The organism is Mesocryomonas fontinalis (assembly GCF_055730125.2).
In genome coordinates this window covers 97,393-113,346 of the sequence record NZ_JBUZWG020000012.1, presented here as the reverse complement: position 1 = coordinate 113,346, position 15,954 = coordinate 97,393, and the positions used below count along the sequence as shown (strand labels likewise).

11 protein-coding genes and 1 pseudogene are annotated in these 15,954 nt (G+C 69.8%); 10 read left to right on the top strand and 2 right to left on the bottom strand.

Going from position 1 to position 15,954, the window contains the following annotated elements; genetic code table 11:
• Positions 1–2 precede the first annotated feature (2 nt).
• From cobW to cobO, 3 genes are read left to right on the top strand one after another with little or no spacing between them, the layout of a single operon-like run.
• Positions 3–1,094, top strand: a complete 1,092-nt coding sequence (gene cobW, locus ACZL02_RS23155) for a cobalamin biosynthesis protein CobW (RefSeq protein WP_472941060.1) — start codon at positions 3–5, stop codon at positions 1,092–1,094.
• On the top strand, positions 1,094–5,185 hold the full coding sequence (cobN, locus tag ACZL02_RS23150) for a cobaltochelatase subunit CobN (RefSeq protein WP_472941059.1): 4,092 nt from the start codon (positions 1,094–1,096) through the stop codon (positions 5,183–5,185). Before cobW ends, cobN begins: the two co-directional genes overlap by 1 nt.
• A gap of 1 nt (position 5,186) precedes the next feature.
• Positions 5,187–5,825 carry a cob(I)yrinic acid a,c-diamide adenosyltransferase gene (cobO, locus tag ACZL02_RS23145; protein WP_472941058.1) on the top strand — a complete coding sequence of 213 codons (639 nt, stop codon included), beginning with the start codon at positions 5,187–5,189 and terminating at the stop codon, positions 5,823–5,825.
• Between the two features lie 183 nt (positions 5,826–6,008).
• Here the strand turns inward: cobO and ACZL02_RS23140 are convergent, their stop codons facing one another.
• Both ACZL02_RS23140 and gntA read right to left on the bottom strand, forming a co-directional pair.
• Positions 6,009–6,614: a DUF1989 domain-containing protein gene (locus tag ACZL02_RS23140; RefSeq protein ID WP_472941057.1), complete on the bottom strand. Its 606-nt coding sequence runs from the start codon at positions 6,612–6,614 to the stop codon at positions 6,009–6,011.
• Positions 6,611–7,366 (bottom strand): guanitoxin biosynthesis heme-dependent pre-guanitoxin N-hydroxylase GntA, encoded by a 756-nt coding sequence (gene gntA / locus ACZL02_RS23135; protein WP_472941056.1) that lies wholly within the window; start codon positions 7,364–7,366, stop codon positions 6,611–6,613. The genes ACZL02_RS23140 and gntA overlap by 4 nt, the downstream gene beginning before the upstream one ends.
• A gap of 463 nt (positions 7,367–7,829) precedes the next feature.
• Between gntA and ACZL02_RS23130 the strand changes: the two genes are divergently transcribed.
• From ACZL02_RS23130 to ACZL02_RS23100, 7 genes and pseudogenes are all read left to right on the top strand, one after another.
• On the top strand, positions 7,830–9,026 hold the full coding sequence (locus ACZL02_RS23130) for a glycosyltransferase family protein (RefSeq protein WP_472941055.1): 1,197 nt from the start codon (positions 7,830–7,832) through the stop codon (positions 9,024–9,026).
• 4 nt (positions 9,027–9,030) lie between these two features.
• Positions 9,031–10,311 carry a glycosyltransferase gene (locus ACZL02_RS23125; RefSeq protein WP_472941054.1) on the top strand — a complete coding sequence of 427 codons (1,281 nt, stop codon included), beginning with the start codon at positions 9,031–9,033 and terminating at the stop codon, positions 10,309–10,311.
• The gene (locus ACZL02_RS23120; protein ID WP_472941053.1) at positions 10,308–11,468 is read left to right on the top strand and encodes a glycosyltransferase family 4 protein; all 1,161 of its coding nucleotides are present in this window, start codon (positions 10,308–10,310) and stop codon (positions 11,466–11,468) included. The genes ACZL02_RS23125 and ACZL02_RS23120 overlap by 4 nt, the downstream gene beginning before the upstream one ends.
• Positions 11,465–12,124: a histidine phosphatase family protein gene (locus ACZL02_RS23115; RefSeq protein ID WP_472941052.1), complete on the top strand. Its 660-nt coding sequence runs from the start codon at positions 11,465–11,467 to the stop codon at positions 12,122–12,124. The genes ACZL02_RS23120 and ACZL02_RS23115 overlap by 4 nt, the downstream gene beginning before the upstream one ends.
• The gene (locus tag ACZL02_RS23110; RefSeq protein ID WP_472941051.1) at positions 12,121–13,308 is read left to right on the top strand and encodes a glycosyltransferase family protein; all 1,188 of its coding nucleotides are present in this window, start codon (positions 12,121–12,123) and stop codon (positions 13,306–13,308) included. Before ACZL02_RS23115 ends, ACZL02_RS23110 begins: the two co-directional genes overlap by 4 nt.
• Entirely contained in the window at positions 13,305–14,066 is a 762-nt protein-coding gene (locus tag ACZL02_RS23105) for a polysaccharide deacetylase family protein (protein WP_472941050.1), read from the top strand. Before ACZL02_RS23110 ends, ACZL02_RS23105 begins: the two co-directional genes overlap by 4 nt.
• Before the next feature lie 15 nt (positions 14,067–14,081).
• Positions 14,082–15,950 (top strand): annotated as a pseudogene (locus ACZL02_RS23100) (ABC transporter ATP-binding protein); the annotation flags it as partial.
• Positions 15,951–15,954: the final 4 nt, after the last annotated feature.

The following is a 15,954-nucleotide window of genomic DNA, read 5'->3' as shown; positions in this document are numbered from 1 at the left end:
ACATGTCCAGGACCACCAAGATCCCCGCCACCGTGATCACCGGCTTCCTCGGCGCCGGCAAGACCACGCTGATCCGCAACCTGCTGCAGAACGCCGGCGGCCGGCGCATCGCCCTCATCATCAACGAGTTCGGCGATCTCGGCGTCGACGGCGACATCCTGAAGGGCTGTGGCATCGAGACCTGCCGGGCCGAGGACGTCGTCGAACTGACCAATGGCTGCATCTGCTGCACCGTCGCCGACGACTTCATCCCGACCATGACCAAGCTTCTCGAGCGCGCCGACCGGCTCGACCACATCGTCATCGAGACCTCCGGCCTCGCGCTGCCGCAGCCGCTGGTCGCCGCGTTCAACTGGCCGGAGGTGAAGGCGCGGGTCACCGTCGACGGCGTCGTCACGGTGATCGATGCCGCCGCCGTCGCCGCCGGCCGCTTTGCCGACGACGAGGACGCGATCAGGGCACAGCGCGCGGCCGACGACAGCCTCGACCACAACAACCCGCTGGAAGAGCTGTTCGAGGACCAGATCCGCGCCGCCGACCTCATCGTCCTCAACAAGGCCGACCTCGTCGATGCCGCAACGCTCGAGGAAGTGCGGGCCGAGGTCGCTGCGGTCTGCGGAGAGCGGGCGGTGAAGGCGGTGACGGCCGAGAACGGCGTCCTGCCGGCCGACGTGCTGCTCGGCCTCAGCGCCGCGACCGAGGACCAGACCGCCCATCGCCGCTCGCACCACGAGATCGAGCACGAGGGCGGCGAGATGCACGACCACGACGACTTCGACAGCTTCGTCGCCGAGGCCGGCCCGGTCGCCGATCCCGCGGCTTTCGCCTCGGGCCTCACCGCCGTCATCGCCGCGCACGACATCCTGCGGATCAAGGGTTTCGCCGACGTGCCGGGTAAGTCGATGCGGCTGGTGGTGCAGGCCGTCGGGCGGCGTGTCGAGACCTATTACGACCGGCCCTGGCGCCCGGACGAGGCGCGCGCGACGCGGCTGGTGGTGATCGGCCTGCACGACCGGCTGGACGCGGCGGCCGAAGCCGCGATTTCCGGCGAACTCCTTGCCCTCACCGGCCTGCGGGAGACGACGGCGGCCTGATGCATCTCCTTCTCGCCCAGCGCGGCAGCGTGGCGGAAGCGGGCGAGGCGGTCGATCTCGGCCAGTCGCCCGCCGACGTCGTCGTGCTGTCGTCCGCCGACACCGAACTGGCGAGCCTTGCGGGCGCTGCCGGCGCGCTCTGCGATGCCGCGCCAAGCCTGCGGCTCGCCAACCTCCTGCGGCTTGCGCACCCGATGTCGGTCGACGCCTATGTCGCCCGCACGCTCCGGCACGCAAAGCTCGTGGTGGTCAGGCTGCTCGGCGGCGCGGCCTACTGGCCGTACGGGCTGGAGGCGCTGCTGGAACTGGCTGAGACGCGGGGCGTGATGCTGTGCGCGCTGCCGGGCGACGACAAGCCCGATCCGAGCCTCGATCGGTTCTCCTCCGTGCCGCCGGAAGCGCGAGACCTTCTGTGGCGCTGCCTCGTCGAGGGTGGGGCGGAGAATGCGCAGAAGTTTCTCCTCGGCTGTGGCGCACTGCTCGGACGCGGCGACTGGCCGGCCGAGGCGCAGCCGCTGCTGAAGGCGGGGGTGCTGGCGCTGCCATCGCCCGCCGGCGCATCGAGGGTCGGCGGGGCTCACCCCCCTCTGCCGGGCATCTCCCCCTCTAGGGGGGAGATCGAGCGTGCTACGGTCGGCGATCATCCGATCTCCCCCCTTGAGGGGGAGATGCCCGGCAGGGCAGAGGGGGGTGTGCCAGCAGCACCCGTCGGGATGACGCACAGCCCATCCCTGCAACTCCCCGCCAACGCACCGCCGAAGGAAGCGGACGTGGCACCGCCACCCCTCGCCGCCATCGTCTTCTACCGGGCGCTCGTCCAGAGCGGGCAGACCGAGCCGGTCGAGGCGCTGTGCGCGGCGATGCGGCAGGCGGGGCTCGATCCCCTCCCCGTCTACGTCACCAGCCTCAAGGATCCGGTATCGGTCGAGACCGTCCGCGCTCTCTTCGCCCGCCGGCAACCGACTGTCGTCGTCAACCTCACCGGCTTTGCCGTGTCCTCGCCGACCGGGCCGCGCGTGCCGACGGTCCTTGAGGAAGGCGGCGCCGTGGTGCTGCAGGCCGTGCTGTCGGGCGGCCGCGTCGAGGCGTGGGAGGGCTCGGCGCAAGGCCTTTCCGGCCGCGACCTCGCCATGCACGTCGCGCTGCCGGAGGTGGACGGCCGCGTGCTGTCGCGCGCCATCGCCTTCAAGGCGGCGGGCGAGTGGGATGCGCGCTGCGAGATCGAGATCGTCGCCCACCGCGCGGTGCCGGACCGGGTGCGCTACGTCGCCGACCTCGCCGCCGCCTGGGCAAAGCTGCGGCAGACGCCAGCGGCCGAGCGGCGGGTGGCGCTGCTGCTCGCCAACTACCCCAACCGCGACGGGCGGCTCGGCAACGGCGTCGGGCTCGACACCCCGGCCGGCACGATCGAGGTGCTGCGGGCGATGCGAGCGGCGGGCTACGGCGTCGAGGACATTCCGGCGAACGGCAACGCGCTGATCGACCATTTGATGGCCGGGCCGACGAATGCCGGAATTGTTTCACGTGAAACGCGCGAGACCTTGCCGATCGCTGATTATCATCGCCATTTCAAGACCTTGCCGGAGGCCGTCCGCGATGCCGTGACGGCGCGCTGGGGGGCACCGGAAAGCGATCCCTTCGTCGATCCCGCCTTTGGCTTCGCTCTGCCGCTCGCCCGCTTCGGCACGGTGATGATCGGCGTGCAGCCGGCGCGCGGCTACAACATCGACCCGAAGGAGAGCTACCACTCGCCGGACCTCGTGCCGCCGCACAACTACTTCGCCCTCTACTTTTTTCTCCGGCACGCTTTCGGGATGCACGCGCTCGTTCACATGGGCAAGCATGGCAACCTCGAATGGCTGCCCGGCAAGGCGCTGGCGCTGTCAAAGGCCTGCTTCCCCGAGGCGGTGATGGGGCCGGTGCCGCATCTCTATCCCTTCATCGTCAACGATCCCGGCGAGGGCACGCAGGCCAAGCGCCGGACGTCGGCCGTCATCATCGACCATTTGACGCCGCCGCTGACCCGGGCGGAAAGCTACGGCCCGCTGCGCGATCTGGAAGCGCTGGTCGACGAAGTCTACCAGGCCGCCGGCAGCGACCCGCGCCGGGTGGCGCTGCTGACTGGGGAAATCGTCGAACTGATGCGGGCGACCGGGCTCGACCAGGATGCCGGGATCCTCGCGGGAGAAGCCGAGGCGACGGCGCTGGAAAAGCTCGACGCGCATCTCTGCGACCTCAAGGAAATGCAGATCCGCGACGGGCTGCACGTGTTCGGCGTGGCGCCCGAGGGGCGGCTGCTGACGGACCTGGTGGTGGCGCTGGCGCGGCTGCCGCGCGGGATGGAGCCGCGGGATGCGTCGCTGCACCGGGCGCTGGCGGTGGATTTGGGGTTGGGCGGCAAGGTGCCTTGCCCGGCGCAGGCCCCCTCATCCCGCTGCCGCGACCTTCTCCCCGAAGGGGAGAAGAAGCATGTCCGGACGACATCGACAGAACCTGATGCCGTCCTTCTCCCCTCCGGGGAGAAGGTGGACGCGAGCGGGAGCGAGGGGCCGGATGAGGGGGACGCCCCACCCTTCGACCCCCTCGACTGCGACATGGCAGCGCCGTGGACGGGACCGCGTCCACAGCTTCTCCACAGCCTGTCCACCGATCCCTGGCGCACCGCCGGCGACACCGTCGAGCGGCTGGAGCTCTTGGCAGCGAAGCTTGTCGCAGGAGAGGCGGACGAGGATATCCACTGGTCGTCCACAGCCCCGGTGCTCGCCGAAATCCGCGAACGGCTGCAGCCGTCCGTCGTCGTCTCGGGCCCGGCCGAACTCGCCGGGCTCCTTGCCGGCCTCGACGGCTGCTTCGTCGCGCCGGGTCCGTCGGGCGCGCCGACGCGCGGGCGGCCGGACGTGCTGCCGACCGGGCGCAACTTCTTTTCCGTCGACACCCGCAGCGTGCCGACGCCGGCGGCCTGGACGCTCGGCCGCAAGTCGGCGGAACTCCTGGTGCTCAGGCACCTGCAGGACCAGGGCGAATGGCCGACCTCGATCGGGCTCACCGCCTGGGGCACCGCCAACATGCGCACCGGCGGCGACGACATCGCGCAAGGACTGGCGCTGATCGGCGTGAAGCCGCTGTGGGACGTCGGCCGGGTGACCGGCTACGAGATCACCCCGCTCGCCCGCCTCGGCCGGCCGCGGGTCGACGTGACCTTGCGCATTTCCGGCTTCTTCCGCGACGCCTTTCCCGACCAGATCGCGCTGTTCGACCGAGCGATCCGGGCCGTCGGCGCGCTGGACGAGGACGCCGCGGACAACCCGATCGCCGAGCGGATGCGGACGGAAGCGGCCGCTCTCGTGGCCGACGGCGTCGCGCCGGACGCGGCCAAGCGGCGCGCGGGCTTTCGCATCTTCGGCTCGAAGCCCGGCGCCTATGGCGCGGGCCTGCAGGCGCTGATGGACGAGAAGGGCTGGACGGACAAAGGCGACCTCGCCGAGGCCTTTCTCGTCTGGGGCTCCTATGCCTATGGGTCCGATGCAGAGGGCGAGGCGCGGCGCGACAGTTTCGAGGCCAGGCTTTCCGGCGTCGAGGCGGTCGTGCAGAACCAGGACAACCGCGAGCACGATCTCCTCGATTCCGACGACTACTACCAGTTCGAGGGCGGCATGACGGCGGCGGTGGAAAAGGTCTCCGGCCACCGGCCGCGGGTCTACCACAACGACCATTCCCGCCCCGAGCGCCCGGTGATCCGCACGCTGGAGGAAGAGATCGGCCGGGTGGTCAGGGCGCGCGTCGTGAACCCGAAATGGATCGCCGGCGTCATGCGGCACGGCTACAAGGGCGCGTTCGAGATGGCGGCGACGGTCGACTATCTCTTCGCCTTCGCGGCGACCACCGGGGCGGTGCGCGACCATCATTTCGAGGCGGTCTATTCCGCCTACGTGCTCGACGACAAGGTGCGCGCCTTCCTGCAGGACAACAATGCCCCGGCGTTCGCCGAGATGACGGCAAAGCTCGCCGAGGCGATCGAGCGCGGCCTGTGGTCTCCCCGCTCGAATTCGGCGACATTCGACCTCGACCGATTCCACACCGAGAAAGCATGACATGGCCGAGAAGTCCGAAGCGCTCCTGAACATGACCGAGGCCGAGCTCGACGCCCGCCACGCCGACAAGATGAAGAAGAAGAAGGCGGCGCGCGACAAAATCCTCGCCACCAAGACGGTGGAGAAGGGGCTGGTCATCGTCCACACCGGCAAGGGCAAGGGCAAGTCCACCGCCGCTTTCGGCCTCGTCTTCCGCGCCATGGGCAACGGCATGAAGGTCGGCGTCGTGCAGTTCGTGAAGGGCAAGTGGGAGACCGGCGAGCGCCGGATACTCGACCACTTCCCCGATCTCGTCACCATCACCGCGATGGGCGACGGTTTTACCTGGGAAACCCAGGACCGCCAGCGCGACATCGAGGCGGCGAAGGCCGCCTGGGAACGCGCGAAGACGCTGATCATGGACGAGGAGCACCAGCTGGTGCTGCTCGACGAGCTCAACATCGTGCTGCGCTACGACTATCTCGACGTCGCCGACATCCTGGCCGTCCTGCGCGACAAGCCGGCGATGAAGCACGTCGTCATCACCGGCCGCAACGCCAAGGAAGAGCTGATCGAGTTCGCCGATCTGGTGACCGAGATGGAGGCGATCAAGCACCCGTTCCGCGCCGGCGTGAAGGCGCAGCACGGGATCGAGTTTTAGGCTGAACCGCAGGGCCGGCACTGGCGTAAGGCGATCGAGGTTGGGGCTGAGAAGGTTGCGGTGCCGCGATCGGATCTGAGCCAATGGCGTCGCGGTGTGAGCCCCCCTCTGGCCTGCCGGCCATCTCCCCCTCGGGTGGGGAGATCGGCTCGTCGTCCATGTCGCCAGAGCCGTCAGTTTCGGTCAGGTGATCCGGTATTCGATCGGCTTGAACATCCCGCCATTGCTGGCGGGGGCAGAGCAGGCGGTGAGGCCGACGATGAGGTCCATCTCGGCGCGGAAGACGATGTGGTCGCCGGCCTTGCTCAGCGGCGGCAGGACCTTGAACGTGCCGGTGGCGCCGTCGACGGGGACGTTCATAAAGCAGTTGAAGGCAACGGGAATGGCGTCGTCCTCGATGCCGTAGGGGGCGAGAGCGGCGGCGAGATTGCCGTGGCAGCCGCGGTGCGGCGGCTCGTTGTCGTAGCAGAGCCGGAACGTCGCCTCGCTGCAGGGCGTCAGCAGGAAGTCGTGGCGGCCGACCGTATCGGCGATGATCTCGAGCATCACGTTGGAGCGGTTGGAATAGAGCTTGTCGCCGGTGGTGAGGTAGATCCGCTCGGCATAGTCGAGCGTCCGCCCCGACGAGAGCATCTCGCGGATGTCGGCCTTGGCGATGGTGAGGAGGTCGGCGACCTGGCCGCCCAGCGGATCGATGACCGTCAGTTCCTGTCCGGCCTTCAGCTCGAACGCCTCGCCGCTCCGGGGCGGGATGGTGTGGGAGATGGTGTGGGAATGGGTCGTGCTCATCGGGCGTCCTTCCGCTTGACAGGGGCCAGCTTGACGGGGGCCAGCTTGGCGGGGGTCAGCGTGGCCACGCCGGCATCGGACCGGCTGAACGGGCAGGACCAGCCCTCCGGAACCGCGCGGCCACTGTACTGCCGGGCTTCCGAGATGGTGCCGTGCCGGGCCAGCATCGGGTTCATGTCGCCCGCGAGCTTCACGTCGCGGTCGAGGATGGCGGTGCGCAGCTTCTCGTAGCGGTTCTGCTGGCGCAGCATCTCGAACTGGTCGTGCAGGTTGAACACCATGGTCGGATGCTCGAAGCGGCGCGCCGGACGGCTGGCCCTCGGGTGCAGCCCAACGACGAAGAACGCCTCGCCGCCGAAACTCAGCGAGAAATGCGGATCGTCCGGATCGTGGCTCACGCGCTCGTCATGCGCCTGACCACGCCATGCATCCTTGTCGGCGAGCGACTGGACGCGCTCCCAGAGCCGCGTCTCGAACGCCTCCTCGGTGAGGTCGGACGGTCCCTCGAACACCACGGCAAAGCTGGTGAAGAGCGTCGGCTGCCTGGCGTACTCCCAGGCAAAGCGCATCAGCCGGTCCTGGATCTCGACGTCGTTCCACGCGCTGTCGATGCTGCGCGCGACGTAGACGGTCATCGTGCCCTTCTGCACCGCAGACTTCGCACCGACGCACGGAAAGGCCTGGTCGAGGATGAACGCCCTCAGCTTTTCCTCTGCCCGGGGGATCGTCGTCGTGTCTGATTGCATGAGCATGCCGGTCTCCATCAAGGAGTCCGTGAACTCGCCCTTTCCGGCGTTGTTCCGGGCACGGCGGACCGGCGCCCGCGGGGCGATGGCGGTGCCTTAGCGCGCGACACAGCCTGCGTGGATCCAGACGCGCAAGCGGCAACGGGGCGAAAACCCAGACGGGTCAAGGATTTGATGGCGCAACCGCCGGGTGCAGGGCCGTCTCGCATCGCCCGTTCCCGCCATCACTTTCACGTCGGCAGCGGGTTGGCAGCGGGTCTCTCGGTGCGCTTTCGCGCCGACCGAAAGCCTGCGGGGAGAGCACGGGAAAAGGGATTGGCGGCCCCTTCGTCGGCGTCCGCTTGCCTCGGGTCGCGGGAACGCAAGATCGGCAGGGCTCGCTTGCAAAATCCGGCCAATGGCGGGATAGGTTGCCCGAGTGAAACCGCCGCCCGCAATTGTGCGCGCTCCGCCAACTGGATGACCTCGGATGACCGGTAAGCGGCTTCTCATCTACAGTCACGATTCCTATGGTCTCGGTCATCTCCGGCGCTGCCAGACGATCGCCAACCATCTCTCGTCCCTGCACGAGGACCTGTCGGTGCTGATCATCTCAGGCTCGCCGGTGGTCGGCTCGTTCGATCTGCACCCGCGCGTCGACTTCATCCGCGTGCCCGGCATCGTCAAGCTCGACAACAACAACTACGCCCCGACCGCGCTCGGCATCTCGACCGAGGACCTGATGGAGATCCGCTCCGTCATCATCCTCGAGACCGCCAAGCGCTACAAACCGGACATCTTCCTCGTCGACAAGGAGCCGCTCGGCCTCAAGGGCGAGGTGCGCGACAGCCTGACCTACCTCAAGGCCAACGGCACCAAGAACATCCTCGGCATCCGCGAGGTCATGGACGATCCGGCGCGGCTGCGCGAGGAATGGGAGCGCAAGGGCGCGACGGAGGCGGTCGACACGCTCTACGACGAGATCTGGGTCTATGGGCCAAAAGTGGTCTACGAGCCGCTCGACGGCGTCGGCCTTGCCGACAAGACCATGGAGCGGATGCGCTATACCGGCTATCTCCGGCGCGCCATCGGTGCCTTCTCGGAAGAGACCCCGGAGGAGGAGCCCTACATCCTCGTCACCGCCGGCGGTGGCAATGACGGCGACGTGATGATCGACTGGCTGATCTCGGCCTACGAGGCCGATCCGAGCCTGCCGCACCGGGCGAAGATCGTCTTCGGGCCGTTCCTGTCGACCGACGAGCGCACCGGCTTCCGCGACCGGATCGCGAAACTCGACCGGATCCAGGCGATCAACTTCCACACCAACATGGAAGCCATGGTCGACGGCGCCGCCGGCCTCGTCACCATGGGCGGCTACAACACGTTCTGCGAGATCCTCTCCTTCGACAAGCCCGCGCTGATCGTGCCGCGCACGCATCCGCGGCTGGAGCAGTATATCCGCGCCAGCCGGGCGCAGGAGCTCGGCCTCGCCCGCCTGCTGCTGGCGAATGGCGACAATGCCGCCGGGCGGATGGCGGCGGCGCTGCACGCCTTGCCCGCCCAGCCCCGGCCGTCCCAGGCGCAGATCCCCGGCCTGCTGGCCGGGCTGGAGCAGATCGAGGTGCTGTTCTCGGCCTCGATGGCTGAAAAAGCCGGGCGCCCGGCCCTGATCGACAGCCACGGCTGACCGGATGCAGACCAGCCGACCGCGGGTCGCGATCGTCCTCAAGGGCTATCCGCGGCTGTCCGAGACCTTCATCGCGCAGGAAATCCTCGGCCTGAAGCGCATGGGCCTGCCGCTCAGCCTCGTCTCGCTGCGCTTTCCGACGGACGACCGCGAGCACCCCGTGCACCGCGAGATCGACGAGGTGCCGCGCTACCTACCGGAATATCTCTACCAGGAACCGCTGCGCGTCCTGAAGGGATGGCGCATCGCCCGAAAACTGCCGGGCTACGGCGCGGCGTTCCGAAAATTCATCGCCGATTTCCGCCGCGACCCGACGCCGAACCGCGGCCGGCGTTTCGGCCAGGCGCTGGTGATGGCGGCGGAGCTTCCTGACGATACTGGGCTGATCTACGTGCACTTCCTCCACACGCCGGGCTCGGTCGCCCGCTACGCGGCCGAGATGCGCGGCCTGCCCTTCGCGGTCTCGGCGCATGCCAAGGACATCTGGACGCTCGAGGACTGGGAGAAGCGCGAGAAGCTCGCCGACTGCGCCTGGCTCGTCACCTGCACGCAAGCGAACGCCGAGCACCTGCAGGCGCTGGCACCCGACCCTTCGCGGGTCGAGCTGGTCTATCACGGGCTCGACTTCGCCCGCTTCCCGCCGGACGGGACGCCGGCGGAGGCCTTGAACGAGGCGCCGCGCGACGGCAGCGATCCGGCACGGCCGGTCCGGCTTCTCACCGTCGGCCGGCTGGTCGACAAGAAGGGCTATCGCGGCCTGTTCGAGGCGCTGGCGCTGCTGCCGCCGGAGCTCGCCTTCACGCTCTCGATCGTCGGCGGTGGCCCGATGAAGGACGAGCTGCGCGCGCTGGCCGAGCGTCTCGGTCTGGCGGAGCGCATCCGCTGGCTGGGGACGCTGGCGCAAGCGGAGATCCTCGGCCTCTACCGCGCCAGCGACCTCTTCGTCCTCAACTGCCGCGTCTCCGATGATGGCGACCGCGACGGCCTGCCGAACGTCCTGATGGAAGCCCAAAGCCAGGGCCTCCTCTGCGTCTCGACAAAGGTCTCGGCGGTGCCCGAGCTGATCGTCGACGGCGAGACCGGGCTGCTGGTCGAGCCCGATGCGCCCGCCGCCTTCGCCGACGCGGTCGCCCGTGCCGCCCGGGACCCCGCTTTGCGGCGCCGGCTCGGCGAGGCCGGCCGGGCGCGGGTGACCGGGCATTTCGGCTACTCGGAGGGGATCGCCACGATCTATAGGCGGATCACGGAAACCCTCCGGCGGGAGCCGCCCGGGCCCCGGCGATGAGGATCGCTTTCTACGCGCCGATGAAGCCGCCGACCGGGGCGGTGCCGTCGGGCGACCTCCGGGTGGCGCGGCTGCTGATCGAGGCGCTGAGGCGCGGCGGCGCGGCGGTCGATCTCGCCTCGGCGTTCCGCAGCTACGACCGCGGCGATGCGGTGCGCCAGGAACGGCTGCAGCGGCTCGGCGCAGCGCTGGCGGAGCGGCTGATCGCCCGCTACCGCGCCGATCCCGCGACGCGGCCGGACGCCTGGTTCACCTACCACCTCTACCACAAGGCGCCGGACCATCTGGGTCCGCGGGTCGCCGAGACGCTCGGCATTCCCTACGTGGTCGCCGAGGCCTCGCATGCACCGAAACAGGCGGGTGGGCGCTGGGACACCGGCTACCGCGCCGCTGGAAGGGCGATCACTGCGGCCGACCGGATCTACTGCCTGAACCCGGCTGACGCCGCTTGCCTGCTGCCGCTGGTGCGCGATCCCGGCGTGCTGGCGCCGCTGCCGCTGTTCGTCGACACGGCCCCGTTCCGGCGCGATGCCCTTGCCCGGCAGGCGGCGCGGGCGGCGCTCGCCGCCGAGTTCGGCCTCGATCCGGCGGTGCCGTTGCTGCTGACGGTGGCGATGATGCGCGAGGACCAGAAGCTTGCGTCCTACCGCGTGCTCGCCGAGGCGCTGGCGGGGCTCGGCGAGACGCCGTGGAACCTCGTCGTGGTCGGGACGGGCCCGGCGGAGGCGTCGGTGCGGCAGGCGATGGCGGATCTCCCCGTGCATTTCGCCGGCCTCCGGCAAGGCCAGGCGCTGCGGGACGCCTATGCCGGCGCCGACCTCTTCGTCTGGCCGGCGGTGAAGGAGGCGGTCGGCCTGGTCTTCCTGGAAGCGGCCGCGTCGGGGCTCGCGGTCGTCGCGGGACGATCGGGCGGCATCGACACCCTTCTCGACGACGGCGTGAGTGGCCTGATCGTCCCCTCCGGCGATGCGGCGGCGACCCGGGCAGCACTCATGCGGCTGCTCGCCGACCCCGCCGCCGCCCGGCGCATGGGCGAGGCCGCGGCGCTTCGGGCCGAGGCGCTGAACGACACCGACGCCGCCAGCCGCTTCCTGCGACAGGACCTTGCCGGCCTTGTCGCCGGGCATGCTGCCTCGCCCCGGGTCCCCTCGGCATGACCGAGTTCCTGATCCTGCGCCATGCGCCGACCGCCTGGAACGCCGAGAAGCGGATCCAGGGAAGCACCGACGTGCCGCTCTCGGACGAGGGCCTGGCAATGGCGCGGCGGTGGCGGGTGCCGGATTTTGCGCGCGCCTGGGCCTGCCGGACGAGCCCGCTCGCCCGCGCCATCGGCACCGCCGCGGCGATGGGGCTCGACCCCTCCCCGCTCGACGCCCTGACCGAAATGGACTGGGGCGCGCTCGAGGGGCGACGGCTCGCCGACATCCGCGCGGAGGGCGGCATGGCCTTCGCGGCGGAGGAGGCGAAAGGCCTCGACTTCCGCCCCGGCGGCGGCGAGAGCCCGCGCGAAGTCGGCCTGCGGGCGCTGGCGGGGCTCGCCGCGCTGGCCTCTCCGGCGGTGGTGGTGACGCACAAGGGCGTGCTGCGGGCGCTCTTCGCCATCGCCACGGGCTGGGACATGCGGGCGAAAGCGCCGGTGCGGCTCGCCGACGGCTGCGCGCATCATTTCCGCCTCGATGCCGAAGGCCGTCTCCAACTCGTAGAGGCCGGCATCGCGCTTGCGCCGCTGGCCCCCGCGCCCTATCCGGAGGACGCGGCAAGCGGGGACGGCGACACCGGGTCCGGCAACGGATCGATGAGGGACGCGAAGTGAAAATCCTGTTCTACGTCCAGCACCTCCTCGGCATCGGCCACCTCAAGCGCGCCGCCGCCATCGCCGCGGCCATGAGCGAGGCCGGGCTCGAGGTGACCGTGGCGCATGGCGGCGAACCGGTGGCGGAGGTGACCTATCCCGGCGCGAGGCTCGTCCAGCTGCCGCCGGCGATGATCCGCGACGAGGCCTTCTCGACCCTCGTCGATGCCGAGGGGCGCGATGTCGACGATGCCTGGCGCGAGCGGCGGCGCGATGCTCTGCTTGACCTCGCCCGGACGCTGCGGCCGGACGTGGTGCTGTTCGAGCTGTACCCCTTCGGCCGCCGGCAGTTCCGCTTCGAGCTGCTGCCGCTGATCGAGGAGGTGTCGTCCTTCAGCCCGCGCCCGGCGCTCATCTCCTCGGTGCGCGACATCCTCGTGCGGTCGTCGAAGCCCGGACGCGAGGAGGAGACCGCCCGGCTGGTGGCGGAGCATTTCGACGCCGTGCTGGTACATGGCGACCCCGCCTTCGCGGAATTCGGCGACAGTTTCGGCGGGGTGGCCGAGATCGCCGACAAGCTCCACTACACCGGCTATGTTAGCGCCGCGATCGGCATGCCCGCCGCAGGCGCCGGTCCAGAGACCGTCGGCGCCGGCGAAATCGTCGTCTCGGCCGGCGGCGGCAGCGTCGGTATGCCCTTGATGCGGGCAGCGCTCGCCGCCCGGCGGCGCAGCCGGGCGCATGGGCTGGACTGGCGCCTGTTGACCGGCCCCCGGCTGTCCGACGCCGACTTTGCCGAGATCGAGGCGGAAGCCGCGCGGGCAGCAAAGGACGGCGGCGGGGCGGTCGTGGTCGAGCGGTTCCGCGCCGACTTCACGCAGATCCTGCCGCGGGCCGCGCTGTCGATCTCGCAAGGCGGCTACAACACCACCATCGACCTCCTGCGCGCCGGGGTGCCGGCGGTCATCGTGCCCTATGGCGGCGATGCCGAGACCGAGCAGGCCGACCGCGCGCGGCGGCTGCAAGAGCGCGGCTATCTCCACGTCCTGCCGGAGAGCGCGCTGGACGGGCTCGCCGAAACGATCGACGCGGCGCTGGCCGACGCGCCGCGGCGGCGGGCGATGGCGCCGGTGGACTTTGCGCTCGACGGCGCCGCCACCACCGCCCGCCTCGTGGCGGAAGTTGCGGGGCGCCGGAAGCGATGAGGGGACCGCTCTGGACGCAGCTGCGGGACGCGCTCTCCCGTCTGGGCGAGGATGGCCGTCCGGTGGACTTCTGGCTGCGCGACGACGACGCGGTGGCGCCGACCCCGGCGCTCGACCGGCTGATCGAGGTCGCCGGCGACGTGCCGCTGGCGCTGGCGGTGATCCCGGCCCATGCCGGGCCGGCGCTGGCGGAGCGTCTGAACGGGCTGCCGGGCGTGACGGTGCTGCAGCATGGCTATTCGCACGCCAACCACGCGGCTGAAGGTGCCAAGAAGTGTGAGCTCGGCGCCGAACGCCCGGCCGCCGACGTGCTGAGCGAGCTTGCCGAGGGGCGCCGGCGGCTGACGTGGTTCACCGGGGGCGCCGACATGCTGGTGCCGCCCTGGAACCGGATCGGTCCGGACGTCGTGGCGGGGCTTCCGGGGCTCGGCTTTGCCGCGCTGTCGGTCTACGGCGACCGGCCCCAGCGCGGCGACGGCGTGATGCGGATCAACACCCATGTCGACCCGGTGGACTGGCGCGGCACCCGCGGGTTCCTCGGCGAGGAAGCGGTACTCGGCATGCTCATCGCGCGGCTCGGGCGTCTGGCGGACGGAACGGCGGAGCGGGACGAGCCGACCGGCATCCTCACCCACCATCTCGTGCACGATGCGGAAGGCTTCGGCTTTCTGGAAATTCTTTTGCCGGCAATCACGGAACATCCTGCCTGTCGCTGGCAATCGGCGAAAACACTGCTAGGTCTTGAGACAACACGCTAAATTGTCTGGGGCACCATGACCGATCTGCTGCGCGTCGAAGACCTCACCGTCGAATTCCAGACCATGGCGGGCAAGACGCGGGCCGTGAACGGGCTGAGCTTTCGCGTCGAGGCCGGCAAGACGGTCGCCATCGTCGGCGAATCCGGGTCCGGCAAGTCGGTGACGGCGCAGGCGATCATGGGCCTGTTGCCGCCGATCGCGCGGCGCCTCGACGGCCGCATCCTCTTCAACGACGGCGCCAAGGGCAGCATCGATCTGGCCGGCCTCGGCCAGAAGTCCGAGGCCTTCGCGAAAATCCGCGGCGGGCGGATCTCGATGATCTTCCAGGAGCCGACGACCTCGCTCTCGGCCTTCCACACCATCGGCGACCAGATCGGCGAGGTGCTGAAGATCCACCGCGGCGCCGACGACAAGGCGGCGCGCAAGGCGAGCATCGACGCGCTCGCCTCCGTCGGCTTTCCCGATCCCGAGCGCAAGGTCGACGCCTATCCGTTCGAACTCTCGGGCGGGCTCTGCCAGCGCGCGATGATCGCGATGGCGATGATCTGCAAGCCGGCCCTCCTCATCGCCGACGAGCCGACGACGGCGCTCGACGTGACGGTGCAGGCCGAGATCATGAAGCTGATGCGCCAGCTGCAGGACAAGGACGGCACCGCCATCCTCCTCATCGCGCACGATCTCGGCGTCGTCGCCAACATGGCCGACGAGATGGTGGTGGTGCACCATGGCAAGGTGATGGAGAGCGGCGCAGCGGAAGACCTCTTCGCCGAACCGCGGCACCCCTACCTCAAGGCCTTGCTGAAGGCCGTGCCGCGCTTCGACATGGAGCCGGGCGAGCGGCTGATGCCGATCCGCGAGATCAAGGTCGACATGGCGAGTGCTGCCGGGCGCCGCAAGCAGGCCGCGCCCGAGGCGGGCTCGCAGGAAGTGCTGCTGAAGGTCCGCGACGTTTCCAAGGGCTTCAGCAACCGCAGCGAGACGCGCTGGCTCGGCAAGAAGAAGCAGGCGCTGTCGATGGCGGTGAACGCCGTCAGCCTCGACATCCGCCGCGGCGAATGCCTCGGGCTCGTCGGCGAGAGCGGCTGCGGGAAGACGACGCTGTCGAAGATCATCGTCCGCTCGGAGACCGCCGATGCCGGCACGGTGGAGATGCGCGAGACGCCGGGAGCCGGCAGTGCCGCGATGATCGACGTGCTGACGCTCGACGGCGAGCGGCTGCGCGACTGGCGCACGCGGGTGCAGTACGTCTTCCAGAACCCTTATTCCGCGCTCAATCCGCGGATGACGGTGCTCAGCATCCTGTCGGAGCCGCTGGTGATCCACGGCATCGGCGACGCCAAGAGCCGCAAGGCGCGGGTCAGCGAACTGCTGCGGCTCGTCGGGCTCGACGACACCCACATGAACCGCTACCCGCATTCCTTCTCCGGCGGCCAGCGCCAGCGGCTCGGCATCGCCCGTGCCCTCGCGCTGGAGCCGGAGCTGATCATCTTCGACGAGCCGGTCTCGGCGCTCGACGTGTCGATCCAGGCGCAGATCCTGAACCTTCTCCGCGACCTCAAATCGGCGCTGGGGCTGACCTACCTCTTCATCTCGCACAATCTCGCCGTGGTCGACTATCTCGCCGACCGCATCGCGGTGATGGCGGCGGGGCGCATCGTCGAGCTCGCCCCGCGCGAGGCGCTGTTCCGCGAACCGCTGCACCCCTATACCCGCGCGCTGATCTCGGCGGTGCCGCAGCCCGACCCGAACCACCGGCTCGACTTCGACAAGATCAGCCTCGAGCGCCAGTCGAACCCGGCGATCTGGGGGGCACCTTTCTCGGCCGACGAGGCGAACGGCGAGCCGCATCTGATCCCGGCTGGCGAGGACCACTACATCCGCGCGCACA

What these genes read in the sequence shown, in the direction of transcription:
- cobW (WP_472941060.1), top strand. Translation starts at nt 3, where the DNA reads ATGTCCAGGACCACCAAGATCCCCGCCACCGTGATCACCGGCTTCCTC.
- cobN (WP_472941059.1), top strand. Translation starts at nt 1,094, where the DNA reads ATGCATCTCCTTCTCGCCCAGCGCGGCAGCGTGGCGGAAGCGGGCGAG.
- cobO (WP_472941058.1), top strand. Translation starts at nt 5,187, where the DNA reads ATGGCCGAGAAGTCCGAAGCGCTCCTGAACATGACCGAGGCCGAGCTC.
- ACZL02_RS23140 (WP_472941057.1), bottom strand. Translation starts at nt 6,614, where the DNA reads ATGAGCACGACCCATTCCCACACCATCTCCCACACCATCCCGCCCCGG.
- gntA (WP_472941056.1), bottom strand. Translation starts at nt 7,366, where the DNA reads ATGCTCATGCAATCAGACACGACGACGATCCCCCGGGCAGAGGAAAAG.
- ACZL02_RS23130 (WP_472941055.1), top strand. Translation starts at nt 7,830, where the DNA reads ATGACCGGTAAGCGGCTTCTCATCTACAGTCACGATTCCTATGGTCTC.
- ACZL02_RS23125 (WP_472941054.1), top strand. Translation starts at nt 9,031, where the DNA reads ATGCAGACCAGCCGACCGCGGGTCGCGATCGTCCTCAAGGGCTATCCG.
- ACZL02_RS23120 (WP_472941053.1), top strand. Translation starts at nt 10,308, where the DNA reads ATGAGGATCGCTTTCTACGCGCCGATGAAGCCGCCGACCGGGGCGGTG.
- ACZL02_RS23115 (WP_472941052.1), top strand. Translation starts at nt 11,465, where the DNA reads ATGACCGAGTTCCTGATCCTGCGCCATGCGCCGACCGCCTGGAACGCC.
- ACZL02_RS23105 (WP_472941050.1), top strand. Translation starts at nt 13,305, where the DNA reads ATGAGGGGACCGCTCTGGACGCAGCTGCGGGACGCGCTCTCCCGTCTG.